Raw genomic sequence first — 25635 nt, forward strand, 5'->3', positions numbered from 1 at the left:
GGGAGCGGTAGGTCGTGGCAGTGAGCCGACGGCGGCGCGAAATGTCGCTGAAAGCTCGGTGTACTGACACCGCGTCGGCTCCATAGAGTTGTAACCCGAGCCGGATCGAGGGAGGGCAAGGATGGACGCGGAGATCGCGCTTTTAGCGGGTACCGCAGGGACGACGATTGCGACGCTGCTGGCGACCGATACGTGGAACGGCGTTCGGAACGGCGTGGTCGGTCTGTGGCGACGTGTCCGGCCGGACCATGAGGAGCAAGTCGGCGCCCAGCTCGACACGTCGCGCCGGGACCTCCTGGGCGCGCAGAGCAGTGGTGACGAGGAGACCGAGCGGGAGATCGCGGCGGAGTGGCAGGGCCGCATTCGCCGTCTCCTCGTCGCGCACCCCGAACTGGTGGCGGAACTGCGTTCCTTGCTGATCGAACTCGACCCCGGCGCACTCGCCACCCCGACCGTCACCCAACACGCGACCGCCTCCGGCAGCTCACGCGTCTACCAGGCCGGCCGCGACCTGAACGTCGACCAGCGGTGACCGGCCGCAACGACGGCCGTGCCACTGATCAGGGGCGCGTCTACCAGGCTTCCGGTGACCAGCACATCACCGAGCACCACCATCACGGCGCCGCCTGGGCCGGCCCGGACTCGGTGCGGCATCCGCCCATCGGCCGGGCACCGGCGATCCTGAGGGACCGCGGCGAACTCGTCGGACGCCTGAGGGAGGCAGTGACCGAGAACGCCGGAAGCACCGTGTTCGTCCTGCACGGCCTGGGAGGATGCGGGAAGACGGCCGTGGCGTGCGCACTCTTCGAACACGCCACCCGGGAACGCGGACGCCTGGGCCTGTGGGTCAACGCCTCCGATCAGGCATCGCTGCGGGCCGGGATGCTCGCGGTGGCCGCCGACCGCGGCGCCGGCGACGGCGAGCTGATGGCCGCGCGCAACGGCTTACGCGCAGCCGCAGACTTGGTCTGGGACCACCTCGACCGGTCCGACACACCCTGGCTGCTGGTGCTGGACAACGCCGATGACCCAGCGGTGCTACGGGACGGCGGATGGCTGCGTACCAGCCCGCGCGGAACCGTCCTCGTGACCACACGGCAGGCCGCCAGCCACTGGTGGCCCGCAGCCGAACTGCTGTACGTGGATGTCCTGCCGCGTGAGGAGGCGGCCCAGGTCCTGCGCGACCTCGCCCCCGGAACGGGTTCCGCCGAGGACGCGGCCGCCATCGCCGACAGCCTCGGCCGCCTGCCGCTCGCCCTGACTCTGGCCGGCGGGTTTCTGGCCCACCAGGTGATCGACCCCTGGACGATGGAGGAGTACGGGCGCCGTCTGCAGGAGCGTCCGGATCCCATCGAACTGATCGACCAGGGAGCCCTCGACGCGGGCAACGACTCGCGACACCTGGTCAGCGGAACGTGGCAGCTCTCGCTGAACTCCCTGGCCGGGCAGAACCTGCCCGAGGCCGTTACCCTGCTGCGCCTTCTGGCCTGCTGGTCGAACAACCCGCTGCCCCTGTCGCTGCTGGCCAACATCCGGCTCGACCTGACCCTGCCCGCAGACCGGGTGGAACTGGCGCTTCGGGGGCTGCTTGACCACTCGCTCACCGAACTCGTTCCTGGCGACATCCGCTGCCTACGTACGCACGGAGTGCTGCTCGACAGCGTCGCACGCGTCACCCCGGCCGATGAACGCGACCAACTCGCCGCCGCAGCGGCCGGACTTCTCCTGCACTCCCTACCCGCATCCCCGGAACGCGGCCTGCGCGACAGCCTGCTCACCCCCCTCACCCCCCATGTCCTGGCATTGCTTCGCCGCGTCATGACCTGGCCCGAGATCACGATCGACACCGCCGAGTCAGCTGCCACCTGCGCCCTGCGTCTGGCGACGGCCCAGCATCGTTCCGGCGATTACGCATCTGCGCTGGCCACGGCCGAACAGGCGACAGTCCTCGTGCAACGACGACTGGGAAACGATCACGTCCTGGCGCTGCGCCTGCGGCAGCGGATCGGGAAGGCGACCGATCGTCTGGGGCGCCTCGACGCGGCTGCGGATCTCCACCGCGGGCTGCTCGACGACTTCGAACGGGTCTGCGGTCCCGAGGCGCTGGACACCCTGACCACCTGCCTCCATCTGTCCCGCCCGTTGGTCTGGCTCGATCGAGTGACGGAAGCCGTGCAGTTGATGCACCGGGCGGTTGCCGGGCGAGCCGCACTGCTGGGCCCATGGCACCCGCTGACGCTGGAGGCGAGGGCATGTCTGCTCGAACTGCCTCCCGGTCCGGACCTGGACCGGGAGGCGCTGGCAGGAACGGATTTGGTCGCCGACTGTCGCCGTGAGCTGGGCCCAGACCACCCGATCACACTGTCGGCCGACCTCAACTGCGCAGGTGCGCTGCTCAACACCGGAAAGCACGCCGAAGCACTGCTGTCGGCCCGCCGTGCGCTGGCGGCGCACGAACGCTGGTTCGGAGCTCGCTACCCCATCACGCTGGCGGCACGAAGCCTGCTCAGCAACGTCCTGCACGCGGTCGGCGAGGACCGGGAAGCCATCGAACAGGCGGAAATCGTCAGGAAATGGCGCGAGCGGGTACTCGGTCCAGAGCACCCGTGGACGAGAGGAATCCGGGACAAGCTCGGGCGGTACCGGCGTTCCCTGGCGGAGGCAACGTCACCGGACCCGAGCTGACTCGCGGTGGTTCGGTGTCCGTTCAGGATTCGGAGTCCGCCACCGGTACGGACTCCGTGATCCACACGGATCCATCTCCACACGTCACCTTGACTCCGTCCGCCGGCTGCAACGATGTCCGCAGAACCCGCAGACGACGGTCAGCCACCGTGGCAACCGGGCCGGATCTTCCCGAGCTGCCGAATCTGATGGCGCGCACCTGGTTGTGGATCTCTTCCCTGGTGGTGTTCCAGTCGATCTGCGAGAACGCGGGTTCCATCCACCCCGCGTAGGTGGCCGATCTCTCCTCCTGCGGTGTACCGGGCGAACCGGCTTCGGCCAGCGAGAGCGCGCGGGGTAGAAGCCGCTCGATGTACCGGTCGACCTCTTCCCACAACAACCGGGGGGCGACATCGTCACCCAACGCGATACCCGCCTCCTGCGCCAGGATCCCGCCGGAGTCGAATTCGCTCTCCATCCAGTGGATGCTGACGCCGATTTCCTTGTCGCCGTTCCTGATCGCCCAGTTGACCGGAATGGGGCCTCGGTACTTCGGCAGCATCGACGTATGCACGTTGACGGCACCCAAGTTCGTCGACCGGAGTGCCGCCGGCGGCAGCTTCCAGGGAAGGCCGTAGCAGACGATGAGATCGGCCTGATATCCCGCGAGGATGTGCGGCAGCATGCTCTTCCGGCCCGGAATCAGCAGATCCATCCCGTTCGGCAGGGCGTCGACGATCTCGCCCACGACATCGCCCGCACCGCTTCGCGTCGGCTCGCCCGGCCGCAGTGATCTCGCATGCAGGTAAGCGACGGGCGTGTGTCCGGCCCGCTCGCACACGCGGTGCAGGAGGGCGAAGCCCTGTGCAGAGTATGAAATCAGGATAATGCGCATTTATAGCCCTTATGCTGCGGCAGGCTTCCGGCCGAAACTCTTATGCCCATCCCGGACTCTCCACCGAGCTCGGGGCGGGATTGCTCGGCTCTACTCCTCGGTCACGGTCGGCGGAGGCAGTCGGGCGATCCGGCGAGTGAAGAAGTCATCCAACGGCTCAGCAGCCCGGTGCATCTCCTGGATCGTCTTCCGCCATCGGGAGATGTCGCGTGGATCGTCGAAGCGGATACCGCCGGCGAGTTTCCCGTCGTCGTCATAAAGCACCTCGTACATCACCGAGGAGCCGAGGACCACGACCTCCGGAAGCGGATGCTGCGCTTCGTACCGGAGGATGCCGTCCCCGCTGAGGACTCTCGTGTCCTCCCCGCACTGGGCCTTCAGGTTCAGCAGGTGGAGCTCCCACTGGAGGTACGGAGCGATGGGCTCCTCCACACAGCGGACACGGTGGAGGGCGAATCCGCTTTCGGCGATTCGCCGGAGGTACTCCTCGTAGTGCCCCCGCTGTTCCTCGATCAGCGCCAGGGCCTCATCCCAGCGCCCCTTGCGGAAGGCCTCCCAGCTCTCCACCCCGGGCTCCTGGAAGCTCTGCTGACGTTCAAGCTTCCAGAACCCCTCGGAGCCGGAACCCCAGAAATGGCGACCGAAGTCCTCGGAGTAGTCGTCAAGCCCGAGGCGCTGACCCGGGCTGTGGGCCTGTGAACTAAGCATCGGGGAGGTCTACCTTCGCCGCAGCGGCTGTCCTGCGGGGGATGACGACGATTCGTTCATCCGGGGCGACAACAAGCCCTGGGGGCAGGATCGGCAGGTAGGAATCGGTGAGGTCGCGGCCAACGACGGCGATGTCCCCGTTCTCCAGTTCCCAGATGTCCGGGCACCCTTGCTCGCCGCCCGTGGTCCCGAGCTCGGTGGGGGATTTACCCAGGCGGCGCACCAGCGGCGAAGAAGGATCGGCTTCCCAGCCCCGAATCATCACGGTTCTCCATTCAGTCCTCCCGAAGGTAACCTAGATCACATCTGACGCAACGTCGGGCAGAGACTTCCAGCCATCCGAACACAACGGCTCGTCCCCCTGCATCGACCGATAGTCGGGCGGATCACGGCGAAGTCGCCCGGGGCGAACGGGCAGGAACGACCGCGCGTCGGCGCGGGCCTTGAGTTCGGCGCGCAGGAAACGGGTGGAGTACGCCGTGGCGTAGACCGCAGTGTTTGCTGGGAGCAGGCCGCGTTCCTCCGCGTACACCAGGAACACGACGCGCATCATGACGGCTACGGCGCCCCGGTAGACCTCGTCGGCCGCGACGCCCATCGCGTGGAGGCCCAGGGCGCCCACGTCCATCGCCCGCACGTCCGCTCGCCCTATGACGTCGACGAGGAGTTCCACGGCCTGGCGGACCTGGATCCCGAGCGCCTCGGTGACGTCCTCGCCAGCCGTCAGGCTGGCCTTCAGCAGGCCGAACAGGGTCTCTGACTTTTTGTACTCGAAGAAACGGCGGCGGCGCAGTAGGGAGACGAAGGCGCGGACGACATTGCGTTCGGCGGTCCCGTTCCAGCCGCCGGTGTCGAAGACAGCGGTGGTCGTGACGCCACCGGCGGGCGCCCAGGCAGCTCGACACCGACACTGGACACCAGTGAACATGCGCCCCGCTTCAGCACGAAGCGGGGCGCTACCCTGTGCGTTCGACGCCGCGCGGGCATGACCGTCGTGCAGGATGAGTACCAGGGCCACGGCGAGGGGGATCACGGGTGGACGCGTGGACGTGTGAGAAGTGCGGCTTACCGGCACCCCAGAACGAGGGTGAAACGACAGGCGCGGCTGTGCGCAGGCACGCACGTTCGGCCGGGCATCCTTCGGCGAGTGTGAGCAGACAATTGCCCAACGGCACCGTCCAGAGGTGGCGCACCCCCGAAGAGCGAGAACGCGAACGAGAACGGGCTGAGAAGCCAGCAGACCGCGCGTGGGAACGGGAGCGGTGGCGGCTCCTGGAGCAGGCCGACCGTGGGGACAGCAAAAGAGATCAGACGCCCCCTTGCCGAGTCGAGCCCCGGTGGAAGAAGAGCGGGCCTCGACAGCGGTGGGACGCACTTCCGCTGTCGACGCGCGTTTGTATTGCCCTGTCGGTGTGGGGATGCGCGCTGGTGTTCGGTATGTGGCTGGCCAATCTCGCCGCCCCGCCTCCGCTGACGCACTGCAGCGGTTACCCTCGGCCGTGCTGACCAATCGCGGCGAGCACTAGGAGCAGAAGCACGACGAGTCCTCGGCCGGATAGCTCGACTTTTTCGACCGGGCCGTCTCACGGTCTCCCGGCAGGTGCTGCCCAGGGTTGCCGTCGAATCCGTAGTGGTGGCATAGCTGGTAGCAGCGCGTGCACCCAGCCGGCTTGTAGCCAGGCATCGGTAACTCAGGCGGTTCAGCGACGTAGGCGGACGGAGGGAGCGGCAGGGTCCCGGTACGGTCGCGGGCCTCGCGGCAGGTGGACCTGCGGCGGCCTGGGGCGGCGGGTTTGCCGGACCTGCTCCCCCACTGCACCGGTTGTCCTGGCCGGCCTGTCACGAGTCGTCAACGGTCCCGGCGGTTGGGCTGCCTACGCCAAGGCCGAGCGGCATGATGAGAAGGGATGACAGGACGAGAGGACGGGGAGCCTCGATGCCGCCACCCAACGGTAAACGGGCACCCCGTGCCCGCAGATCGTCTACGCCTGGTGAGGAGTTCTGATGTCCGCGGATCCGATGACGGCTCTGGCGATGACCGGTGCGACAACCATCGTCGCCGCCATGGCCACCAGCGCCTGGCAGACCACCCGAGACGGCACGGCACGGCTGTTCAACCGCGGCGGTCGCGATCTACCGGCCCTCCAGGCGCAGTTGGACGGTGACGCCGACATCGTGGCGGAGGACGACGACACCGACGGTGCCCGCCAGGATCTGGTCGGGCCGTGGCGGCGCCGGTTGACGGCACTCCTGCGCGAGCATCCCGAGGTCGAGGCCGAACTGCGCGCTCTGGTGGACGAGGCTCGCAGGGAACTGGCCCCGGCCCAGCAGAACTGGATCCAGCACATCACCGCCCACCAGGGCCTGGCCGCCGGCACGTTGGGTGACCACAGCAGCGTCACCATCCACTACCACTCCGCCGCCGAACACCAGCCCTCCGCGTCGCCACCGTCACCCGCAACACCGGCACCAGGACGGGGAGCCGCACCTGCGCCCCGCGCCCCGCACGACCCCCGGTGAGACCTGGTGATTCCCCCTTCCTCACAGCCCGGCCAGCCGCGACTCCCCGACCGCGCACAGCAGACGGTCCGAGCGGAGGGCGGCTTCGCCTACGGCGTGATCGGTGCGGACATCCATGTTTTCGGCGACGGCATGCCGCTGTACCTGCTGGAGAACTGGCGCCAAGCGCGCGCCACAGATCCGGAGTTCCTACAAGAGCTGCCCAGCCGCATGCTGAACGCCCGTTTCGCCGTCGTGGACTTCACCGGTCGCGGCGAGGAGCTCGCCGATCTGTACCGGTGGCGCGAAGACGCACCACGGCTGGCGGTCCGTTGGTTGCACGCTCCCGGCGGCGCGGGCAAGACCCGGCTGGCCGGGCAATTCGCGCAGGATTCAGTCGCCGAAGGCTGGAAGGTGGTCACCGCCACTCACGGCCCCGGCAGCGTCCTGCCACCCCCCGGCAGCCAGGATCTACGGCTGGACGGCACCACCGGCCTGCTGCTGATCATCGACTACGCCGACCGTTGGCCGCTGACCCATCTGACCTGGCTGTTCAGCAACGCCCTCTTCCACCAGTCGGCCGTCCGTACCCGGGTGCTGCTGGTGGCCAGAAGCACCGACGGCTGGCCGGCCCTGCGTGCCAGCCTGGCCAACGAGCAGGCCGACACCTCCACCCGATCCCTGCCCCCGCTGCCCGACGGCCACGGCCACGGCGAGAACGGCCATGGAAGCCGCCTGGAGATGTTCACGGCGGCCCGTGACAGCTTTGCCGCGCGTTACGGCGTACCCGCCGCCGATATTGGTCCGCCCGGGCCGTTGGCACACCCGGACTTCGGGCTGACGCTCGCGGTACACATGGCTGCCCTGGTCGCGGTCGACGCCCACGCCGCGGATCGGCGGCCACCGGCCGACACGGCCGGCCTGACCGTCTACCTGCTGGACCGCGAGCACCTCCACTGGGAACGGCTGTACGGCGACGCCACCCACGGGCTCACCCCCTCCGAGCAGGCGTACGCCACTCTGCCCGCTGTGATGAGGCAGACGGTGTTCGTCGCCGCTCTCACCGGTCCGCTGTCCCGTCCCGCAGGCATCGGCGTGCTCGAAACCGTCCAGGTCGGGGCACCCGCCGAGCGCGTCATCACCGATCACGCCGTCTGCTACCCACCGGCCGGCCGCTGGCAGGATTCTGTGCTCGAGCCGCTCTACCCCGACCGCCTTGCCGAAGACTTTCTCGCGCTCACCCTCCCTGGCCACCACGCCGACTACCCCGCGGCGGAGTGGGCCGGGTCAACCATCATGGCCCTGCTGTCACGCCGCGGCAACAGCGGAAGCGACAACGACGACCTGCCCCCGGTCAGCGGCTGGACGCCCCGCGCGGTCACCTTTCTGGCTGCCGCAGCCGCGCGCTGGCCGCATATCGGCTCCGGCTACCTCTTCCCGCTGTTGCGCGAGGACCCCCACCTGGCCATCGCCGCCGGCAGCGCCGCACTCGCTGCCGTGGCCAATCTCGATGAGATCGAACCCGACCTGCTGGCAGGCATCGCCGACCACCGCCCGCGCAGTCGTCATGTCGAACTCGACGTGGGCATAGCCGCCCTGGTCAAACGTCTGGCCCCTTACCTCTTGGCCGCCCTTGCGGACGACCTGGACGGAATCGCTGCGGTCCACCGCGATCTCGCCAGGTGCCTTTCCCTCGCCGGCCTCCATGAAGAAGCCCTGACGGCGACCGAACAAGCCCTCGCCGTCTATCGGCGGCTGGCCGCGGACGGCACCGCTGACCACCAGCTCGGTCTTGCCGACGCAGCGGGGGATCGCGCCGTCAGCCTGAGGGATATGGGCCGACCGGAGGAGGCACTGGCCGACGCCGAGGAGGCAACGGCCCTCTGGCAGCGTCTGGCCGCGGCCGACCCCGCCGCGTACGACGGCTATCTCGCCAACACGCTGACCAACATGGCGGCTCTCCTGATCGATCTGGGGCGCTACGAGGAGGCATGGCCGATAGCCGAGAAGGCCGTGACCGAGCACCGACGGTTGGCAAGAGATGACCCGGGCCAACTGGCCGACCTTGCCTCCTCGCTGTCAGTGTTCGCGGGTAGCGCCCGAAAACTGGGACTGCGAGACAGGGTGCTGGACTTGGCCAGGGAAGTGGTCATCATCCGAAGGCAGTTGGCGGCGATTGCTCCGGAAACCCACCTGCCCGAACTCGCCACCGCCCTGTCCAACCTTGCCGCATGCCTGCGTGATTCGGGCCAACGGGAGGAGGATGCCCTGGCCACCGGCAGGGAAGCCGTCACCATTCGGCGGCGCTTGACGTCGATCAACCCGGCCGCATTCGAAGCAGACCTCGCCAATAGTCTGATCGGACTCGCGGCGTACCTGTCCGAATTCGGGCGCCATGATGAATCCCTGGCCGCGGCGGAAGAAACGGTGGTCGTTCATCGACGGCTCGTTGAACGGAACCCAGCCGCGTACGAGCCCGGCCTTGCCACCGCTCTGCTCTCCATGGGTACCACCTTCGCAAAGCTCGAACGATACCCGGAGGCAACTGCCGTCATGCAGGAGACGGTGGAGATCTGGCGGCGATTGGCAGCGGCCACCCCAGCGCTCTTCGCAAGCGATCTCGCCCATGCGCTGACCAATCTCGGGCCCGCGATGCGTCGGTCGGGGCAACGGGAGCAGGCACAGGGAGTGCTGGAAGAGGCGGTGATGCTGAACCGCCGGCTGGCCGAAGTTAATCCCGCCGCTCATGCCGACACTCTCGCCCGGGCATTGTCCAACCAGGCTAATAACTTGGTCGACTTGGGGCGCAGAGACGATGCCCTCGCCGCAGCCGAAGAGGCCGTCGCCATCCATCGGACCCTGGCCCGGTCCCACCCTGCCGCCTTCGAACCCCACCTCGCCCAGTCGTTGGCTGACCTCGCCGACCACTTCGCCGAATTGTCGCGACCACAGGAGTCCCTGGTCGCGGACCAGGAAGCCCTGTCGATCTACCAGCGCGTCGCCGCAGCCAGTCCCGCCGTCTTCACCTCCCGCCTCCTCACCTCACTCTTCAACGTCGCCGCCGCCCTGTGGAACATGGGACGGCCCGACGATGCCGTGCTCCCTGCCCGGGAAGCCGCCGCGCTCCTTGAGCGCCTGCCCACCGCTGCCGCGCTGACCGAGGGCGGTGACCTGGCGGACCTGCTCTCCGACCTGGGTCGGTACCAGGTGGACGCCGACCGAGCCGAGGAAGCGTTGGCGGTGATCACCGCGAGCACCACGGTCTACCAGCGGCTGGCCGAGGCCGACCCCGCCTCGTTCGCGTTCGGCTTCGCCCGCTCGCTGCAAGCGCTGGGTGAGCAACTGAGCGACATGGAACGCTGGGAGGAATCCGTAGCGGTCATGGAGAAGGCGGTGGAGGCTCACGGACACCTGGTCGAGAACACCCCCGACGATCCCACCGCCCGCGCCGGACTGGCCAGTTCCCTGACCAACTTCGCCGCCGCGCTGTGGAAGGTGGGACGGGTCGAGGCAGCCCTGTCCGGTACGAATATGGCTGTCTCGCTCTACCTGCGGCTGACGGAGGACGGTTCTCAGACCTACACACCGGAACTCGCCCGATCACTGTGGTGGTCCGCGATCATACGAGGGGATGTGAAGAGGCAGCTTCCCGAAGCGCTGGAGATGGTCAGCGCATCGATCACTATCTACGAGCAGCTCTGCGTGGCCGAGCCCGAAGCGTTCGCACCGAAGCTCCGCAACGCATACCTGGTGGCTGCCGACGTCTTGGACGGCCTAGGCCGCACACAGGAGGCGGCGGGGCTGCGCCGCAGCCTGGTTTCCCGTTGAGTGAGCTGCCGCGTGGTGGTTACGCGGCGACGATGAAGTCCTGCTGGTAGCGGGCGGTGTGCTGCCGTTCGCGTTCGAGTCGACCGTGATATTCCCAGTACGCGTCGAAGTCTCCGTTGTCGATCCCTGGCACGTCGGCGTGATACGGGCCAGCTCGCACGTCGCCAGCAGAACTGTGATCCGCTCCGCCTCCGCCCGAAGCCGCTCGGCCTCACCGCGGCAGGCCGCCTCCCGTTCCCGCAGCAGCCGCAGCACCTCGTCGCAGCTCATCCGGCCTACCCCTCACGCCAGCTGATCAACCCAGCTACCGCAACGAGACAGTCACCACGCCGGACACGGCGCTTTCACCGACCTCACTCAACAAGAAACGCACCCCGCTGGGCTGGTGGAGGGGCGGTCATGGCGCTTCCTTGGGCGGGGTCGCCCTGCACAAGACTTTGCGGCTGCCCGTCGACGCGCCGTGACCCGCGCACGCCACAGGATGTCCCCGCAACTCGTAGGTGCCCCGATAGCGGTGGCCGAGGCTCGGCCCCTCGACGAGTTGGATGCGGAGTTGGAGGAAGGCGCTGCGGTCCCGGTCAGACCTGGGCCAGGCGATTCGAGAGGTCGAGGGCGGCGGTCGCGACCGTGAGAGCGGCGCACAGGCCGAGCACCTCGTGGATGGTCGGGCGGACCAGAAGCGGCCAGTCGTGCGGTGCTGAGGGCCAGGAGGCGAGGTGTACCTCGGCGGTGGCCAGGCCCAGGTGGGCGGTGACGTCCCAGCCGGTGGAGGAAGCCGGCTCCCAGCGGAGGCGAATGCGTCCGAGAGGGAGTCTCGGGGACTCGGCGGCGAGCCAGGTGACGTCGAGCGGCCCGTTGGGCAGGACGGAGACGCGCTGGACCAGTGCGCCGCGTACACCGCTCGGCATGGGATGCGCGGCGATGCTGTGGAGCGGACGGACGTGCGACGAGATAGGAACCTCCAGGGTGTTGATGGGGTTGGTCATGTCCAGTTGAGGGCCTCGGCCAATGCGGCCGGGAGGTAGCCCTCTTGGCCGTCGTCGGCGATGAACGCTTTGCCGTCCCGGACGATGACCTCGGCTCCCACGTGGTGGGCGAAGGGGAAGTCGGGGTTGACGGCGAGGCGGATCGGCAGGTTGGGGTCAAGTTCCTGGAGCTGACGGAGCACATGGCCGACGGTCAGGTGGCGGGGCACGGAAGGCCTCCAAGATCGGTAGGGAAGGGCGGGTGCGGGGAAAGCTGGTGCGTCTGCACGTTGGGCAGCCGGAATGGGCCACGCACGTTGTGCGGGAGGTCACGCGGAGGCGTTCACGGTTGGACGACCCCTTCGTTGACCTGCGGTTTTGCCCGACACCTCTACGTTGGCATGCGGTGAGCCGAAGTCCGTAGTCCTTTCCGGGGAAGTGGGGTCTGCCGTGGGCGAACTGGCCGCCGCCAGCAGATGGCCAGCGGCCCGGGAATGGACCGGCGGACCCGGCTGTCGTATCCGGGTTGGCAACGGGCCACACGGAACCGAAGGGGAGCAGGGATGGCGGAGCCGGGCAGACACCGGGACGGAACCGGGCTGGAGCGCAAGATCCGGGCGGCAGGGCGGCCGTGGACGGTCGGCGACATCGCGATGGTCGCCAATGGCCAGTGGGCCGTCGGGGCGCGGTGCGGGCGGTGGGACGAGGGCGCGGTGGTGGAGGAGCGGATCGCGGAGGGGCGTCGTGTCGAGTTGACGGTGGAGGAGCTGGCCCGCGCGGGCGGCTCCCGCATCGGGGATGCCCACCGCGACGAGGACCTCGCCTGTCCAGTCAGCGGCGCGGCCCCGGGCTGGCCACCGGCGGGCCGACAGTGGCCGAAGGGGCGGGCTGGTCGGGTGCCTGGGCCAGGGGGCGTGGCGTGTGCCCGGAGCGGGCGACGGCGGCCTGGGTCAGCCGGGCCGTCGGGGCCCGGCCCGTGGTTGTGGCGGCTTCGCGGGCTTCGATCACGTGGCTGATGGCCTACAGGGACGTACTGCTCTCTGCCTTGGCGACGCGAAGGTCTGCCGCTGAGCTGGTGATCCGTTCCAGGTCGTAGAAGGCCGGCACGTGGCCGGGGCGGGTCAGGGCGTGCAGACGGTCCTGGTGCACGGTCGCGGCGCTGTCGGTGATGACCAAGGCCGAGCGGATGCGCATGGCCGAGCGCAGGAGCGGGTCGTCGCTGGGGCGGCGGACTGCGAGGGACTCCAGAGCGTCTATGGGGCGGTTCCAGGCTTTCTCGATCATGGCTGTGGCCTGGTCGTATGCGGTGATGTTGGACATGAGCGGCTCCACATGGTCCGGGGAGAGGGCGTGTTCGTCAGCGGGCGTACCCGGAGCGCGGGGCCTGCGGAGCCGGCGGCGAACGCGGCGACGGGGTTACGGGACGAGCCGCAGCAGTCGTTGGCAGCGCCGTGGAGCGGGAGTTGGCTGCCTGGATGCGGCGAATATCCAGAGGTGTGGGCATAGGCGGTTTGACCGGTGTCGCGGTGGCCTGTGAGGGAAGGCGTCGCAGGTCATAGCCGTAACGGATGACTGGCGACGGGTCGGTGAGGGCGGTGTTCATCGCGGTCACCAGCCTCTGCGGGGTGAGGGAGGAAGCGGTGGCGTACCACTGATTTCCTGGCGGCCCGGCGAGGGTGAGCCAGCGTTCTTGATGGCCCCGCATCTCGGCGGTTTGGTCACGGTGGTTGCGGCGCAGGTAGACCTCGGCCAGGTGGTCGGGCGACTGGAACACGACGTTCTCGGGGCTGTAGCTGTGGCTCCAGCCCGCCGCTGCCAGAGGTGTGCCGGCATCCAGCGCGGTCAGGGCGCTGTTGCCGTGGCGGAGGTAGGAATCGGGGCCCTCGGCGTAGGCGGCGGCGAGCGCCGTGGTGAAGCCGGCGACGATCTCGGTGGGGGTGCCGCTCTGGAAGGTGACCAGCCAGCGTGGAGTCGCGTAGTCCGAGCTGTACGCGGTGATCTTCCACAGGGCGTCGTCGTCGCCCTCGGGCAGGTAGGCCAGGCGGACTCGCTGGTTCGGGGTGTTGACGTACACATTGCCCAGGTCGTCGTCGTTCAGCACCCAGCCGCTGTCGAGGAGCGGACGGAGAGCGGGGTCACCGGTGAACGTTGATCCGGCGAGGTAGCGGGGGCTGACGTGGTACTCGCGCCACTGCTCATCATCCGAGCTGAAGGTCATGGGAAGTTCCTGAAGAAGAGAAGGGGAAGGGGACGCGCCTGCGTACGCCGTAGAACGGGCCGTTCGGCCCGTACACGGGCGCCGTGGAAATGAGCCGGATCACCGGCTATGGAACGGGTTGTGGGGGCTCATTCGGCGGTTTCCATCCGGGCGAGCAGTGAACGGACCAGGGTGGGCAAGTGGCCTGGGCCATCGTTGATCCAGACGTGGTCGGTCGCTTCGCCGAGGACGTACGTGGCGTCGTCGAGGAGGCCGCTGGAGATCTCTATGCAGGCGTCGGTGATCCGGGTGATGGCGAGAAGGGACTCGGAGAGCACGGCGACGTAGTCACCCGGCGGGAGGTGGGCGGCCTCGGCGGCGGTGCGGATTTCCGTCAACTCCAGGTCGCTGAAGGCGAAGTCGAGCTCGCTGTCCTGCTCGGTGCCGTCGGGCGTGGTGAAGGTCGGGTCGTCCGGTAGCTGTGTGGGGATGCCGACGCGGGTGCAGATCTGGTCGACCGAGGTGGTGAGCTCGGCGAGGGACTCGGTGAGCCATCCCAGCGCGGAGGCGTAGGAGGCCAGGGTGAACAGACCCGCGGGCATCGCGGGGCGCGGCTCGGCGGCCAGGAATTCTTCGAGCCGGTCGTTCAGCTCGCAGATCACCCTGGGTCCGGCCGACAGCGCACCCAGTACGGGGTGCAGGTAGGAGCGGCTGGCAGCCGTCGGGTACTCGGCGGTGAGGATCCCGGAGACACTCTGCGCGGCGTCGGTGAGCAGGCCCGCCAGTTCGGTACGAGTCAGCGGGGCGCGGTCGACGATCATCGGTGGGGAGCCTTTCGGGAAGCGGTGGCAGGGGGCTGGGCCGCCGCCACTGGGAGCGGCGTCGGCTGGTTTGCCGTGTGGGGAGAGCGGGAGCGTGCAGCCTGCACGCGTGCTTCGACGGCCGAGGAGGTTGTCTCGACGTCCGCGTTCTGGTGGGGGCCGGTGCGCAGGTGGGCCGTGCGGTAGACCGCGTACTCCTTCCGGCTGCCTGCGGCGACGAGATAGACCTCGCGCTTGTGGTGCGAGGTGGGCGGGGCGGGGCGGAACTGGATGACCATCCGATAGGAGACGGACGGGTCGACGTACACCTTGTGAAAGCCCGCGAGACGGCCCTTCAACGGCAGGCAGTCGTCACTTCCGTGAACCAGGTTCTGTAGCTCCAGTAGCGCCAGATCACTTATCTCGTCGGGGAGTTCGCGCAGGTCAGCGATGGCGTCCGGGTGCGCGGCGAAGGCGAAGCGGGCGCGGCTCACATCGACCGCCCAGGGCTCGGCCGCGGGGTCGGTCCTGGCGGCGGCAGGCTGTGGGTATCGAGGCCGGCCTTCGGAGTCGCCGAGGCACCGGCTGAGCGGGTGAGGGCGGCGCGGGTCCGCAGGGCAGCGCCGGTGTCCCTGCCGTCCCCCGATGGGTTCGGCAGCGGGCTGTTGCGGTCGTCCAGCCAGTGCCGGGCTGCGCCCTCGTCGGCGAAGGCCCCCTCACGCGTCGTGTACGTGTGTGTTTCGAAGTCTCCCTCTTCGAGGAAGATGCGAATCGGTGCCTGAGCAGCGCTGGAGTCGCAGGTCAACGTCCATGTCTCGCAGGGGTCGTAGTCCGAGGTGTAGCTGTCCAGGACCGTGTACCGGGTGCCCGACGTGCGGAGCTCCTGCTCGACCTGTGTGGTGAGAGCGTCGGCGGGCTGTATGAAGTCGTCGCCGACCTGGGAAAGGTGCTCCGGTGGGCAACCGTGCTCGACCAGCCAGTTCTGAGCGAAGGACACGGTGGAGTGGTAGGACGACTCGAACGTGAAGGTGTTCCGGTTCAGGTCCCGTGCGACCTTGATCGCGCAGATCTGGGGTTCGCCGGGTACACCCCAGGTGACCGAGGCGTCGTGGGCGACGACGAAACTGCGGGAGACGTCGCGGGCGGTGTGGTGCTCGGCAAGGACGGTGAAGTCACCAGCCCAGAACTCCTCCTCCGTGTGCTGGGAGGCCGCGTCGGCGGGTTCGAGGTCGTCGAGGTGGAAGTCGAGTTCGTCGCTACTCATGCGGTCAGTCCCAGCTGGTCGGGCGCGGGGGTGGCCAGCACGCGGTGGTTGGGCCGGGCCGGGCTCGTCGTGCACGCGGCGAACGGTCCGTCGGGCGCACGGAGGTGGACCAGTGTCTGGTCGAGGTGGTCGCGGTGCCACGTCGAGGGACCGGGCAGGCCGGCCTCGGCGTCGGTGAACTGCTGCCACGCGAGCCAGAGGGCGTGCAGCCGTGCCACGGCTTCGGGGTGTTCTTGCCACCGCGTGCACCACGGGCGGGTCGTGCTGATCTCTCGCCCGTAGATCGGGAGGAGGAGGTGGTTCACCCAGGCAGTGAGGGCGGTGAGTTCGACGGCGTATGCCTCACCGCCCAGGGCAACGATGAACACTGAGGTGGGGCCCGCTGCCGACTCGGAGCCCGCTGCTGTTGCTGGAGCGTCGTCCGTCGGCTGGGGGGCGGGTGTGGGCTCGGAGCCGAGGCGGTCGAGGAGGACGCCGTGCTGTTTGACCTCGGCCATGGTCTTGGCGAGGCTGCTGGCGAGGTCGTCGAGGTTCTCGTCGGGGACGCGGAACGGGTCGGGGCCGGGGGCGGTCGTGGTGGTGTCGGGCATCGGGGCGTGCTCCCTCTGTGGGACGGCGACATGGGGAAGAGGATCCGGAGAAGCCCCGATTTGGCCCGGCCGGGAAAACCCGGTAGCCGGGCGCTACGCCGCCGCGCAGCGAGGGCAGCGAGGGAAGGGCGGGGCCAGCAACCGCACCGCCCGGGCGGCCTTTTGAGGTACGACACCGTTGCCGAGCGCGGTGAGCTGGGCGGGACGGCCGAGCCCCAGGGTGGCGGTGACCCAGCCGGCGTCGAGGCCCTGCATCCACTCCACGAAGTCGGCACGCAGCCGTCCGGCCGAGTCGGTGGGCGCCGGGGCGGGGCGGGTGAGCGTCTCCCACCGGGTGATGGCGGCTGCGTACGCACCCCATCGCCGCTCTGCTCCGATTGCCTCCAGAGCGCCGGAGCCACCGTTGGCGAGGGAGTCGGTCGGCCCTTGCCCGGTCGGCGTTCCGGGGCGCCCGGGTCGCGGGCCGGCGGTGTGGGCAGCAGGGACGCTGCCGCGCTCGGCAGGGTCATGTCGCCGTTGCCGTACCGCTGGTTGGGCGAGCCCTTGGTTCCGTCCGACGCCTTCGGGGTGGGCAGGAGCCACTCGACCTCGTCGGCCAGGTTCGGGCCGTGGCCCCCGCTCTTCCTCTTGGCGGGGTGTTGCGAGCCGCCGTTCCTGCCGATATTGCTGGTCGGCGTCTTAAGCAGGGGGCTCGGCGGGCCAGGCGACGAAGTTATCTGGACAGTTGGCCCTCTCGGGTGACTGGGTGTGTTGTGGTGCGTGCGTAGGGTTTTGGTCATGCGAGTGGTGAAGGTGCCCGATGCGGTAACGGGCCGACCTCAGGTTCGACTGGTCGACGCATCAGACCGGCCGGTGGTTGAAGTCGATGATGTCTTGCGGCTGTTGGCGGTACGGGCGTACTTGCCGAACACGGTCCGGGCCTACGCGCATGATCTGCAAAAGCTCTACCTTTTCTGTGAGGAACGCGTGATCGGGGCAGGCGAGTTCACGCCCGCGAGGGCGGTGGAGTTCTTGGAGTGGCTGCGGCTGGCCTCGTCCCGGCGGCGGGCTCAGCGCCTGGAGCTTGGAGTGGTGGCGGGTGAGGGGCGGCTGCTGTCGGCGAAGACGTGCAACCGGGTGCTGGCCGCGGTGTCCTCGTTCTACGAGTTCCTGATCGCCAGCGAGCAGTACGCGGGCCGGGACAATCCGATTGTCAAGAAGGTGGATCAGGCTGCGGCGCGTGTGCCGGACCGTCACCGGCCGCCGTTGATGAACGCTGGCCGTCAGCAGCCGGTTCGCCGGGTGTTGCGGGTCAAGACGGTGGAGTCGGTGCCGCGGCCGATGCCGGATGCTGTCTACCGGGCCCTGGTTGATGAGCTGCGGACCCGGCGTGACCTCGCGCTGCTGGAGGTGATGTGGGAGGGCGGTCTGCGTCCGGGGGAGGTCCTGGGTCTGCGGATGGAGGACGTCTCCTACGGCCGACGCCGGGTGACGGTCCGCAAACGCGACGATCATCCGCGTGGGGTCCAGCAGAAGTCCCGCCGGGATCGAGTGGTTGACCTCCACGAGGGACGTGCACTGACGGCCCTGAATACCTACGTGATGCACGAGCGGCCGACCGATACGGACAGTCTCTGGCTCTTCCTCGTCGGCGGCCGGGGCCAGCGGCGGACCGAACCGCTGGGCTATGACGCGCTGGTGCGCATGTTCGCCCGAGCCGCGGAGCGAGCTGGAGTACGCGACGCCTGGCTGACCCCGCACAGCCTGCGGCACACCCACGCCACCCGGATGTTCGAGGGAGGCATGCGGGAGCTGACGCTGATGACCAGGCTCGGTCACGCCACACCGGACTCGATGAAGATCTACACCAGGGTGAGCGATCCCGAGGTCGTCAAGGACTACCGTCAGGCGATCGGAGAGCGGGACACGTGAGCCACAACGCACCCCTGCGAGCGGTGTCACCGCTCCTTACCGCCGACGAGAAGGTGCCCCGGCACTGCTCGGAGACGGAGTACGTGGCCTTCACCGCCAACCTGCCACTCACCGAGCCAGCGCGCCGTAAGCACGCCAACTTCCACCGGCGTTTCGTACGCACCTACCCCGACCTGGATACCTGGTTCGCTCAGCCGCCCCGCGTCCGCCTAGGCTGGCGCAACGGCGAGGGCCAGAAACGGCGTTGTGCTCCTGAGCCGGGATTCGACCCGGCCACGGCATGGATCAACTTCAACGCCCGCCACTACCTCACCTACCTCGCCCTCACCGGTCGCGTGCGCATGGACTGGGGCTGGCTGCTGGGCATCGGCGTCCTCAAACCGTTCCTCATCGCCGACCTGCTCGGGCTGCCACTGCGCGATCAGAGCGAGGACCTGCGGGAGCGTCTCCTGGCGCTCGGGCACACCCGCGACAACGAATCCTTCAAGGTCCCCTGGGGCCTGATCCGGCTGGTCATGCACCGCGGCGATCCCGACCTGCACGCGCTCACCAGCGACGACATCGAGGCGATGCGGCACACCGTCCGCCACTGCGAGCGCATCCCCGGCCTGCTCCAAATCATCGGCGAGGACCGCATTCCCGCCCTGAAACTCTCGTGGGGCACCAACACCTACCGCACCGGACTCGCGCTGTTCCACGCCGGGATCACCGGCCATCCGCCCGCCCGGGAAGAGACCATCGCGCCACCACGTCTCTGCAGCAAACCGCGCATCGACGCCGTCTTCGAACGCTTCCTTGCCGAACGCGCCCTGGTCCTGCGACCCGAGAGCATGTCCAGTACCCGCGGCGGACTGCGCCGCTTCGGACTATGGCTGGACACCGAACGCCCCCGCGTCGACAGCCTCGACCAGCTCAACCGGGCCGACCTGGTCGACTTCATGGAATCGGTGCACCGGCTGCACAAGCTGAAGGACCCAGATCAGCCCATCAGCCGCGCCTATCGCGCCGGCATCATTTCCACCGTCGCTGTGCTCTTCCGCTACGCGGCCGTCGCCGAGTGGGACGACGTCCCCGCCCGCCCTCTGCTCACGCACGCCGACATGCCCCGCGTCATCGAGAAGGTGCCCCGGTTCATCCCTGAAGACCAGCTCGGCCCGGTCATGGACCAAGTCCGGCAACTTACCTGCCCGTTGCAGCGATGCGCCCTGCTGGTCGCCTGGTGGAGCGGCGCACGCCGCACCGAGATCCGCAGACTCCACCTGGACTGCCTCGACGCCTACCCCGACGGCACCGCCCGGCTGCGACTCGCGGCCGGTAAAGCCCTCAAAGAACGCACCGTCCCCATCCACGACGAGGCCGCAGAGGCCATCCGCACTCTCGTGGCCCTGCGTCAGTCACAATCCGACCGCGGCATCCCCGACCCCGACCTCGGACGCCCAGTGCGCCACCTCTTCCTGCGCAACGGCGTGATTGCTGGGCCCGACTACCTCTTCGCCCGCCCTCTTCGCGAGATCTGCGAGGAACTGGACATCCTCAACGGCGTCGGCAAGCCCGCGATCCACCCGCACCGCTTCCGGCACACCCTGGGCACCCAACTCGCCGAGAAGGGCGCCCGGGTCCAGACCATCATGAAGGTTCTGGGACATAAGAGCCCAGCCATGTCGATGACCTACACGCACATCTCGGACCCCACCGTCCTGGCCGACTACCAGGCCGTCCTTCAGCCCGGCGCGGTCATCGCCGGCCCGCTGGCCAACGCCCTGCGATCCGGGCAGCTCGACCAGGATGCCCTGGACTGGCTCAAGACCAACTTCTACAAGACCGAACTCGAACTCGGCCGCTGCCTGCGCCTTCCCCAAGAAGGCCCATGCGAGTGCGAGCTCTACCTGACCTGCGCGAAGTTCGTCACCACCCCGCGATACGCGCCGAGAATGCGTGAACGCCTGTGCACCGAGCGGGAGTTGATTGCTGATGCCGAGACCCGGGGCTGGGACCGCGAAGTCGAGCGCCACCAACGGACCGCCGACCGCATCGCCGGACTGCTGGATGACCTGGGCGAGCCCCACGAGGACGCCGGCGAAGAGCACTGAGACCGCAAATCACATGGACCACCAGCAGCGGCCCCACGAGAATGCGCTGATGAGATACCCCACGGAAGACGACCCCGAGTTGATGGAGGCCATCCGCCGCTACGTCACCCCCGGAAAGGGGGCCGTCCGGCGCTACCTGAGACTTCTGGGCGGTCAATTCGCTCGGCGCGACGAGCCAGACAAGGCCACCTTCCTGCGCGCGCTCGTCGATGACGCGCACCAGATCACCGACCACGAGCTGGGTGTCCTGCTCGACTGCGAGTGGCGATCGCGCATCACCGCGGCCTGGCTGATCGGGATCAGCCGTCGCCACCAGTTTCGCGAGCGCCTCAGAACGATGTTGCTGGCGAGCGAGCTTGTCTATGCCGGTCAGGGCTACTGCTTCGCGCTCGCTCGACTGGGCACCGAACGGGACGCCGAGATCCTCATCGCCTATCTGGACCACTATCTGCCGCGGGACGACTGCCAGTACGACCAGCCCTGGGCGCTCGGCGCCCTCCTGCACATCGATGAACGCCGGGGCACCAACCACGCCGCACGGTTTCTGCAGTCCGACGGTCTCTGGCAGCAGTGGGCCCAGGGCCGATTCGATCCCGAAGGCCGGAAGAAGCGCATCGACGAGCTCAGCTCCTACGTCGACAAGGGCCCTGACCTCGCCTGATTGAGTGACACACGAACGAAGGAACCTACCGCCATCGGACCTCAAAGTGTCCAGATAAGCGAGGAAGGTCCGCTCGCGGCGGTGCGGGGCCCCGACGTCGGAGGCGCGAAGCACGAGCCACCTCGCGTCGTACCGGAGGTCGGCCAGGGATCCGAGTACGGCACCGAGTGCTCGCAGAGGAGGCTGACCTGCGGTGTCTCCCAGACACCACGGGCAGAATTCCACGTTGCCAGGGGAACCGGCGGGGGAGGTGAGGAGGCCGCGCACATTCTCGATCACAACCAGGCAGAGTCGGAGGGCCTCGACCGCACGGGCGACGTGCAGCCACAGCCCGGAGCGGGTCTGGGAGTTGAGTCCGGCCCGTCGGCCGGCGACCGAGACGTCTTTGACAGGGGAAGCCTGCGGTCAGGACGCACACCGGGGGGACGGTGGACCAGTCGACGGCCGTGATGTCGCCCAGGTTGGGCACCCCGGGCCAGTGCCGGGCCAGGATCCGCGAGGCGCCCGGATCGACCTCCGCATGCCAGGCCAGGCTGCCGCCGAGCACGGACTGCACCCCGAGGTCCAGCCCGCCGTACCCGGAGCAGAGCGAGCCGATCAACGGCGGGTGCACGCTGTTGGTCCCCATGTCACCGCCCCCGCACGATCCGGCCGGGTGCGGCCGCTGTCGGCGTGGCAGCGGGAGGCGTGGGTCGGGGAGCAGGAGCTGTGGTCGTGGACCGGCTACGGGCGGCTCGGAGCCGTACGGACGGAGGTGAAACCGTCGCCGACACGGCGTGGAGGGAGTCGGCGGCTTCGCGCAGGGCCGAGTCCGCCGCACCGAGAGCGTCTTCCATCACCCGCGCTGCTGCCTCCCGGGCCTCCTGGGCGTCGGGCCGGTTACGGAGATGCTCGGTCTGGTTCAGGAAGGCGAGCTGGTGAGCCGTCTCCCCGAGGGCGGATGCCGCCTCGCCAGCAGGTCGCGCAGCGGCGGCGAAGCCCGCGATGACCCGGGCCGAGTGGACTTCGTGGTCCTGGGCCGCGGCACGGAGGAAGACCTCATGGCCCAGGTCGGTGATCAGCTCGCCGAGTTCGGACATCTGCCTGGCCACGGCGACGATGCCGGGCAAGCGACGGTAGTTCCCAGGGACCGGGAGCTTGCCGCGCTGGGCGTCAAAGGCCGAGGCCATGCCACGCAGGGCTGAGATGTCAGAGCTGGGGGTGTTGTTCACGGCGAATCCCAAAGGAGAGGACGAACAGAGGACGGGGGCTTTCAGCTGTGGCCGCGCGAGGGAGATCGCACGGCAGCAGGGCCGGGCGCAGAGCGGGCTCGGGCCGAGGACGGCGAGATTGGGTGTGGCGTGCTGCGGGCGAGGGCGGCGTGCACCCGCGCAGGAGAAGGCCTGTTCGACGAAGAAGCCGGGGCCGTTGGTGGCGGAGGAGAGTGGCCGTTCGCCGTCCGCCAGCGGGTACGTACGTCATCGAGTGGACCCAGCGCGTGCAGGGCGTGATTGATGAGCTGCCCAGGGGACAGCGACTCGTTCTCCGCCAAGCCCCCAATGGTGCGAGCAGAGGTGACAGCGGTGCGGGTGACCGAGGAACGGATCACCTGCTCACCGAGCCACTCGGCGCTGCCAGGACCCACACCGTCACAGATGGCGGCGACCTGCCCGCCGGACAGCGTGCCGTCGGCCAGCAGACCGCGCCGCTGCGCCTCCCAGAGCAGGGTGATCCGGTCGATGGGCTCGCCCCGGTGGTGCAGCGCGCCGAGGCAGCGGTAGAGCTGCCCGTGGGCCGGGTCGGCGAAGTCGCCCGGCCGCAGCCAGCCCACCACCTCGTCCATGGCCCTCGGCCGCTCAACAAGGACGGCCAGCAGGAACCGTTCGTCCTCGGCGACCTGACCGGCCCGAACCGGCGGCGCTGCGGCCGGAACGGTGGCCGGCGGCGTAGCGGGCGGGACCGGGCGCGGGTCGGTACCCCATCGCCGTGCGAGATCGTCGAGAACCCCGGACAGAACGTCCGCGTGGTGCAGGGTTCCCTCGACCTCGGCCCGCAGGGCGTCGGCGCGAGCCGCCTGGTGAAGGCGGATTGCATGCGCAGTGACGCTGCGATGGATCGCCCCCTCCAGCACCATGCGGCCGTACGCTGGAGCGTGTTCGGGACGCGGGCAGGCAGAGACCAGGGTGTGGGCGTAAACCGTGCTCAGCCCCCGTACGTGGTGGCCGGCCTCCTCGACCGCATCGGTCACCCACGACAGCGGCACCGATGTATCGGCGGCCAGTCCGGGGTGGCTATCGGCCCGGAGCTTACGCAGCGCGGCGAACAGCGCCTGGTGGACCGGCCTGTCGAAGTGATCCGGCGCGAGCCAGTCAAGATGCGAGAGCTGGCCCGGGTCGAGCAGCACGGAGCCCAGTACCGCCTGCTCCGCGCGCAGCAGCGGGTTCATCGTCGCCCCCCGGCGTCTGGAGCGGGAGGTTCGCTCTGCCGGATACGGAGGTCGGCGACCGCATGGTCGGCAGCGGCCATCGCCTCGGCGAAGCCGTCCAGCACTCCGGTGAACACGGGATCGGTGGCGAGAACCGAGCCGGCCCCGCTGACCAGCCACCACTGCCCGTCGCGCAGAACGACCGGCGAACGTTCGAGCCGCCCGGGACGCGGCGTGGGCGCACTCAAGCCGACAGCCCGAAGTCGTCGCGGCCAACGGCTTTCGCGAGGGCCCGCTCGGTGATGGCCTTCGTCGCATGGGCCGAGGCCGGGCCGACGACCTTGGCAGACGGCTCCTTGTACCAAGGCCGGAGGTCGAGCATCGCCACCCGGATGCCGGTGGCCAGGAGCAGCGCCTTGCCCTTGGGGAGGGCGCGGATCGCATCGGGCGGCAGGATCCGCTCGCTGCGCATACTGACCGAGGTGGACTTGCTGCCGTCGCTGGTGGATACCGACGTGGTCTGCACGTCGTGGTCGCCGACCTGCCGACTGAGGCGGTCGGCGAAGTCGGCGTCGTCGATGCCCGATCCGATGATCTTGATGGTGGCGGCGGACCAGAGTGCGTCCATGCCGGCCTCGCCCCAGCACCGCTGGCCCTGCCGGTAGGACTGCAGGATCGTCATCGGGATGACACCACGACTGCCCAAGTGGCTGTAGAGGTCCGGGAGGTCGGAGATTTTGCAGACGTTCGCAGCCTCGTCCAGGACGCACAGGGCCGGCGGGTCGAGCCGTCCGCCGGAGCGCTCGGCAACGATGACGGCCGCCCGCATCACGGCGTCGGCCGCCGCGGCGATGATCGCGGACGCGCTGCCGCCGCCGTCCTTGCTGAGGAGGTACAGGGTGTCGCGGGAGGTGGCGAACGCGAAGGGCTTGAATTCGGGGAGGTTCTTGGCGGGGGTGACCCAGGCGGCGACGTCCGGGTCGAGGAGGCAGCTCGCGTACTGCCGTGCAGTCTCGTAGATGCCGTCGCGGGTCTCGGTGGCGCCGGAGACGGTGCCCTGGAGCTGGGCGGCGACCGCGTGGTGGCCGGCGTCGGTGAGGAGGTCGACCGGGGTCCGGTCGGCGGGGGAGGCGAGCCAGGCCAGGACATCGGTGATCGGCCGCCGGTGGCCGGCGGCGGCGAGGAACAGTGCGCCGAGTGTGTTGGACGCAGCGGTGGACCAGAAGTCGGCGCCGTTCGACTCGTCGACGCTGGCGGCGACGAAGTGCCCGGCAAGGCGTTTCGCTCCCGCCAGGTCGCGGGCGTCGGCCAGGATGTCCCACCACATCTCGCGAGGGTGGTGGGCGATCTGCTGCGGGTCCAGGGTCCAGATCGTGCCGACCTTGGCCCGGGCGTCGACCGTCGCGGTGAAAGCGTCGTTCGCCGCTTTGTTCGACGTCAGCAACACCGGACCGGGAGCCGCGAGAATCGCGGGGATCGCCAGCCCGGAGGTCTTGCCGGAGCGCGGGGCCATGATCGCGACGATCACGTCCTCCCACGACGCACGGACATCGGAACGCCCAGGGGAGAGGGTGCCGAGCAGGATGCCGCGGTCAGCAGGAGCGACCTCTTTTACACTCCCGGCCGCTCAGGGACGGCCGCAGGCTCCGGGCCTTGGCGGTGATCTCCTTGTCCAGCAGCGGGGCGAGGTCGCCCTTCCGCGCGAGACCGTTCTTCGCACCGCCGCGCAGCCGCATCCACACCACCAAGCCGAGAACAGCGAGGCAGACGGACAGAAGGCCGGGAATGATCCGTGCGCCGACGAGCAGGGAGGTGGGGCTCAGGCTCGGCCACAGCACCTCGGGGTGCAGCAGCGTGTCGGTGGCCGTGTACGGGGCCCAGGGCCCGGTTCCGAAGAGGGAGTTGCTGAGGTTGCCGGTCAGCCAGGCCAGCGAACCGAAGGCGAGCCCGACGCCGAGTAGGCCGAAGAGGAGATAGAGGAGCGCGTCTGATCCGGTGGTGGTCGAGGGCGCGCTGGTACGTGGTGCGGGCATGGTGGGTCCTGGGAGTGAGCGCAGACGAGTGGTGGGTGGTGGGGTGCGACGTGCGTTCTTCTGCTGGTCATCGGGGCACTCCGATTCGGGGCGGCAATGCAGCGCGGGGAGCGCTCCGGCGAGGGG

The 25635-nt window shown here is 69.0% G+C and carries 23 protein-coding genes and 3 pseudogenes; 7 read left to right on the top strand and 19 right to left on the bottom strand.

Annotation, left to right across the window (positions count from 1 at the left end; all coding sequences use genetic code 11):
• The first annotated feature begins 121 nt into the window (after positions 1-121).
• Together P8A20_RS30295 and P8A20_RS30300 are read left to right on the top strand one after the other, a co-directional pair.
• The gene (locus P8A20_RS30295) at positions 122-532 is read left to right on the top strand and encodes a hypothetical protein (RefSeq protein WP_306104598.1); all 411 of its coding nucleotides are present in this window, start codon (positions 122-124) and stop codon (positions 530-532) included.
• Positions 529-2685, top strand: a complete 2157-nt coding sequence (locus P8A20_RS30300) for a tetratricopeptide repeat protein (RefSeq protein ID WP_306104599.1) — start codon at positions 529-531, stop codon at positions 2683-2685. The genes P8A20_RS30295 and P8A20_RS30300 overlap by 4 nt, the downstream gene beginning before the upstream one ends.
• 22 nt (positions 2686-2707) lie before the next feature.
• Here P8A20_RS30300 and P8A20_RS30305 read toward each other — a convergent pair whose 3' ends face one another.
• The 4 genes from P8A20_RS30305 to P8A20_RS30320 form a co-directional block, all read right to left on the bottom strand.
• Positions 2708-3559: a methionyl-tRNA formyltransferase gene (locus P8A20_RS30305; protein WP_306104600.1), complete on the bottom strand. Its 852-nt coding sequence runs from the start codon at positions 3557-3559 to the stop codon at positions 2708-2710.
• A 90-nt stretch (positions 3560-3649) separates the two neighbouring features.
• Positions 3650-4267, bottom strand: a complete 618-nt coding sequence (locus tag P8A20_RS30310; protein ID WP_306104601.1) for a DUF6879 family protein — start codon at positions 4265-4267, stop codon at positions 3650-3652.
• Positions 4260-4529 carry a hypothetical protein gene (locus tag P8A20_RS30315; RefSeq protein ID WP_103510037.1) on the bottom strand — a complete coding sequence of 90 codons (270 nt, stop codon included), beginning with the start codon at positions 4527-4529 and terminating at the stop codon, positions 4260-4262. Before P8A20_RS30315 ends, P8A20_RS30310 begins: the two co-directional genes overlap by 8 nt.
• Before the next feature lie 33 nt (positions 4530-4562).
• Positions 4563-5300 (bottom strand): hypothetical protein, encoded by a 738-nt coding sequence (locus P8A20_RS30320; RefSeq protein WP_306104602.1) that lies wholly within the window; start codon positions 5298-5300, stop codon positions 4563-4565.
• A 971-nt stretch (positions 5301-6271) separates the two neighbouring features.
• Between P8A20_RS30320 and P8A20_RS30325 the strand changes: the two genes are divergently transcribed.
• Positions 6272-6787, top strand: a complete 516-nt coding sequence (locus P8A20_RS30325; RefSeq protein WP_306104603.1) for a hypothetical protein — start codon at positions 6272-6274, stop codon at positions 6785-6787.
• 96 nt (positions 6788-6883) lie between these two features.
• Positions 6884-10594 (top strand): tetratricopeptide repeat protein, encoded by a 3711-nt coding sequence (locus P8A20_RS30330; RefSeq protein WP_306104604.1) that lies wholly within the window; start codon positions 6884-6886, stop codon positions 10592-10594.
• Between the two features lie 578 nt (positions 10595-11172).
• Here the strand turns inward: P8A20_RS30330 and P8A20_RS30335 are convergent.
• From P8A20_RS30335 to P8A20_RS30375, 9 genes are all read right to left on the bottom strand, one after another.
• Complete coding sequence (locus P8A20_RS30335) at positions 11173-11580, bottom strand: esterase (protein WP_371934420.1); 408 nt, start codon at positions 11578-11580, stop codon at positions 11173-11175.
• A complete protein-coding gene (locus P8A20_RS30340; protein WP_150832452.1) occupies positions 11577-11789 on the bottom strand; it encodes a hypothetical protein in 213 nt (70 codons plus the stop codon). Before P8A20_RS30340 ends, P8A20_RS30335 begins: the two co-directional genes overlap by 4 nt.
• Positions 11790-12579: 790 nt before the next feature.
• The gene (locus P8A20_RS30345; protein ID WP_306104605.1) at positions 12580-12879 is read right to left on the bottom strand and encodes a hypothetical protein; all 300 of its coding nucleotides are present in this window, start codon (positions 12877-12879) and stop codon (positions 12580-12582) included.
• Between the two features lie 37 nt (positions 12880-12916).
• Positions 12917-13777 carry an SPDY domain-containing protein gene (locus tag P8A20_RS30350; RefSeq protein ID WP_306104606.1) on the bottom strand — a complete coding sequence of 287 codons (861 nt, stop codon included), beginning with the start codon at positions 13775-13777 and terminating at the stop codon, positions 12917-12919.
• Positions 13778-13905: 128 nt separating this feature from the next.
• On the bottom strand, positions 13906-14577 hold the full coding sequence (locus tag P8A20_RS30355) for a hypothetical protein (protein WP_306104608.1): 672 nt from the start codon (positions 14575-14577) through the stop codon (positions 13906-13908).
• Positions 14574-15050: a hypothetical protein gene (locus P8A20_RS30360; protein WP_306104609.1), complete on the bottom strand. Its 477-nt coding sequence runs from the start codon at positions 15048-15050 to the stop codon at positions 14574-14576. The genes P8A20_RS30355 and P8A20_RS30360 overlap by 4 nt, the downstream gene beginning before the upstream one ends.
• Positions 15047-15820 carry a glycosyl hydrolase gene (locus P8A20_RS30365; protein ID WP_306104610.1) on the bottom strand — a complete coding sequence of 258 codons (774 nt, stop codon included), beginning with the start codon at positions 15818-15820 and terminating at the stop codon, positions 15047-15049. The genes P8A20_RS30360 and P8A20_RS30365 overlap by 4 nt, the downstream gene beginning before the upstream one ends.
• Positions 15817-16410 carry a DUF4913 domain-containing protein gene (locus P8A20_RS30370; protein ID WP_306104612.1) on the bottom strand — a complete coding sequence of 198 codons (594 nt, stop codon included), beginning with the start codon at positions 16408-16410 and terminating at the stop codon, positions 15817-15819. Before P8A20_RS30370 ends, P8A20_RS30365 begins: the two co-directional genes overlap by 4 nt.
• 93 nt (positions 16411-16503) lie before the next feature.
• Complete coding sequence (locus P8A20_RS30375) at positions 16504-16992, bottom strand: hypothetical protein (RefSeq protein ID WP_306104613.1); 489 nt, start codon at positions 16990-16992, stop codon at positions 16504-16506.
• Positions 16993-17187: 195 nt separating this feature from the next.
• On the opposite strand from P8A20_RS30375, the gene P8A20_RS30380 reads away from it, so the two are divergent.
• Genes P8A20_RS30380 through P8A20_RS30390 form a run of 3 tightly spaced genes read left to right on the top strand, consistent with a single transcriptional unit; the run spans position 17188 to position 21072 of the window.
• The gene (locus tag P8A20_RS30380) at positions 17188-18321 is read left to right on the top strand and encodes a tyrosine-type recombinase/integrase (protein WP_306104614.1); all 1134 of its coding nucleotides are present in this window, start codon (positions 17188-17190) and stop codon (positions 18319-18321) included.
• Positions 18318-20411, top strand: coding sequence for a tyrosine-type recombinase/integrase (locus P8A20_RS30385; RefSeq protein WP_306104615.1), 2094 nt, complete (start codon positions 18318-18320; stop codon positions 20409-20411). The genes P8A20_RS30380 and P8A20_RS30385 overlap by 4 nt, the downstream gene beginning before the upstream one ends.
• Before the next feature lie 49 nt (positions 20412-20460).
• Complete coding sequence (locus tag P8A20_RS30390; protein ID WP_306104616.1) at positions 20461-21072, top strand: DUF6000 family protein; 612 nt, start codon at positions 20461-20463, stop codon at positions 21070-21072.
• 120 nt (positions 21073-21192) lie between these two features.
• On the opposite strand, the pseudogene P8A20_RS38810 reads toward P8A20_RS30390, so the two are convergent.
• The 6 genes and pseudogenes from P8A20_RS38810 to P8A20_RS30415 form a co-directional block, all read right to left on the bottom strand.
• Positions 21193-21402: pseudogene (locus tag P8A20_RS38810) on the bottom strand (DNA cytosine methyltransferase); the annotation flags it as partial.
• Between the two features lie 115 nt (positions 21403-21517).
• A pseudogene (locus P8A20_RS38815) lies at positions 21518-21700 on the bottom strand (hypothetical protein); the annotation flags it as partial.
• Between the two features lies 1 nt (position 21701).
• Complete coding sequence (locus P8A20_RS30400) at positions 21702-22283, bottom strand: hypothetical protein (protein ID WP_306104618.1); 582 nt, start codon at positions 22281-22283, stop codon at positions 21702-21704.
• A gap of 41 nt (positions 22284-22324) precedes the next feature.
• Positions 22325-23497, bottom strand: a complete 1173-nt coding sequence (locus tag P8A20_RS30405; RefSeq protein ID WP_306104619.1) for a DnaB-like helicase N-terminal domain-containing protein — start codon at positions 23495-23497, stop codon at positions 22325-22327.
• On the bottom strand, positions 23494-23724 hold the full coding sequence (locus P8A20_RS30410) for a hypothetical protein (RefSeq protein WP_030881298.1): 231 nt from the start codon (positions 23722-23724) through the stop codon (positions 23494-23496). The genes P8A20_RS30405 and P8A20_RS30410 overlap by 4 nt, the downstream gene beginning before the upstream one ends.
• Positions 23721-25509 (bottom strand): annotated as a pseudogene (locus P8A20_RS30415) (type IV secretory system conjugative DNA transfer family protein). Before P8A20_RS30415 ends, P8A20_RS30410 begins: the two are co-directional and overlap by 4 nt.
• Between the last annotated feature and the right edge of the window lie 126 nt (positions 25510-25635).

It is taken from the genome of Streptomyces sp. Alt3 (assembly GCF_030719215.1).
In the GTDB taxonomy this organism is placed as follows: domain Bacteria; phylum Actinomycetota; class Actinomycetes; order Streptomycetales; family Streptomycetaceae; genus Streptomyces; species Streptomyces glycanivorans.

Coding starts and splice junctions, on each gene's coding strand:
- P8A20_RS30295 (WP_306104598.1), top strand. CDS start 122: ATGGACGCGGAGATCGCGCTTTTAGCGGGTACCGCAGGGACGACGATT.
- P8A20_RS30325 (WP_306104603.1), top strand. CDS start 6,272: ATGTCCGCGGATCCGATGACGGCTCTGGCGATGACCGGTGCGACAACC.
- P8A20_RS30370 (WP_306104612.1), bottom strand. CDS start 16,410: ATGCCCGACACCACCACGACCGCCCCCGGCCCCGACCCGTTCCGCGTC.
- P8A20_RS30315 (WP_103510037.1), bottom strand. CDS start 4,529: ATGATTCGGGGCTGGGAAGCCGATCCTTCTTCGCCGCTGGTGCGCCGC.
- P8A20_RS30310 (WP_306104601.1), bottom strand. CDS start 4,267: ATGCTTAGTTCACAGGCCCACAGCCCGGGTCAGCGCCTCGGGCTTGAC.
- P8A20_RS30305 (WP_306104600.1), bottom strand. CDS start 3,559: ATGCGCATTATCCTGATTTCATACTCTGCACAGGGCTTCGCCCTCCTG.
- P8A20_RS30355 (WP_306104608.1), bottom strand. CDS start 14,577: ATGATCGTCGACCGCGCCCCGCTGACTCGTACCGAACTGGCGGGCCTG.
- P8A20_RS30405 (WP_306104619.1), bottom strand. CDS start 23,497: ATGAACCCGCTGCTGCGCGCGGAGCAGGCGGTACTGGGCTCCGTGCTG.
- P8A20_RS30335 (WP_371934420.1), bottom strand. CDS start 11,580: ATGACCAACCCCATCAACACCCTGGAGGTTCCTATCTCGTCGCACGTC.
- P8A20_RS30390 (WP_306104616.1), top strand. CDS start 20,461: ATGAGATACCCCACGGAAGACGACCCCGAGTTGATGGAGGCCATCCGC.
- P8A20_RS30365 (WP_306104610.1), bottom strand. CDS start 15,820: ATGAGTAGCGACGAACTCGACTTCCACCTCGACGACCTCGAACCCGCC.
- P8A20_RS30380 (WP_306104614.1), top strand. CDS start 17,188: ATGCGAGTGGTGAAGGTGCCCGATGCGGTAACGGGCCGACCTCAGGTT.
- P8A20_RS30350 (WP_306104606.1), bottom strand. CDS start 13,777: ATGACCTTCAGCTCGGATGATGAGCAGTGGCGCGAGTACCACGTCAGC.
- P8A20_RS30345 (WP_306104605.1), bottom strand. CDS start 12,879: ATGTCCAACATCACCGCATACGACCAGGCCACAGCCATGATCGAGAAA.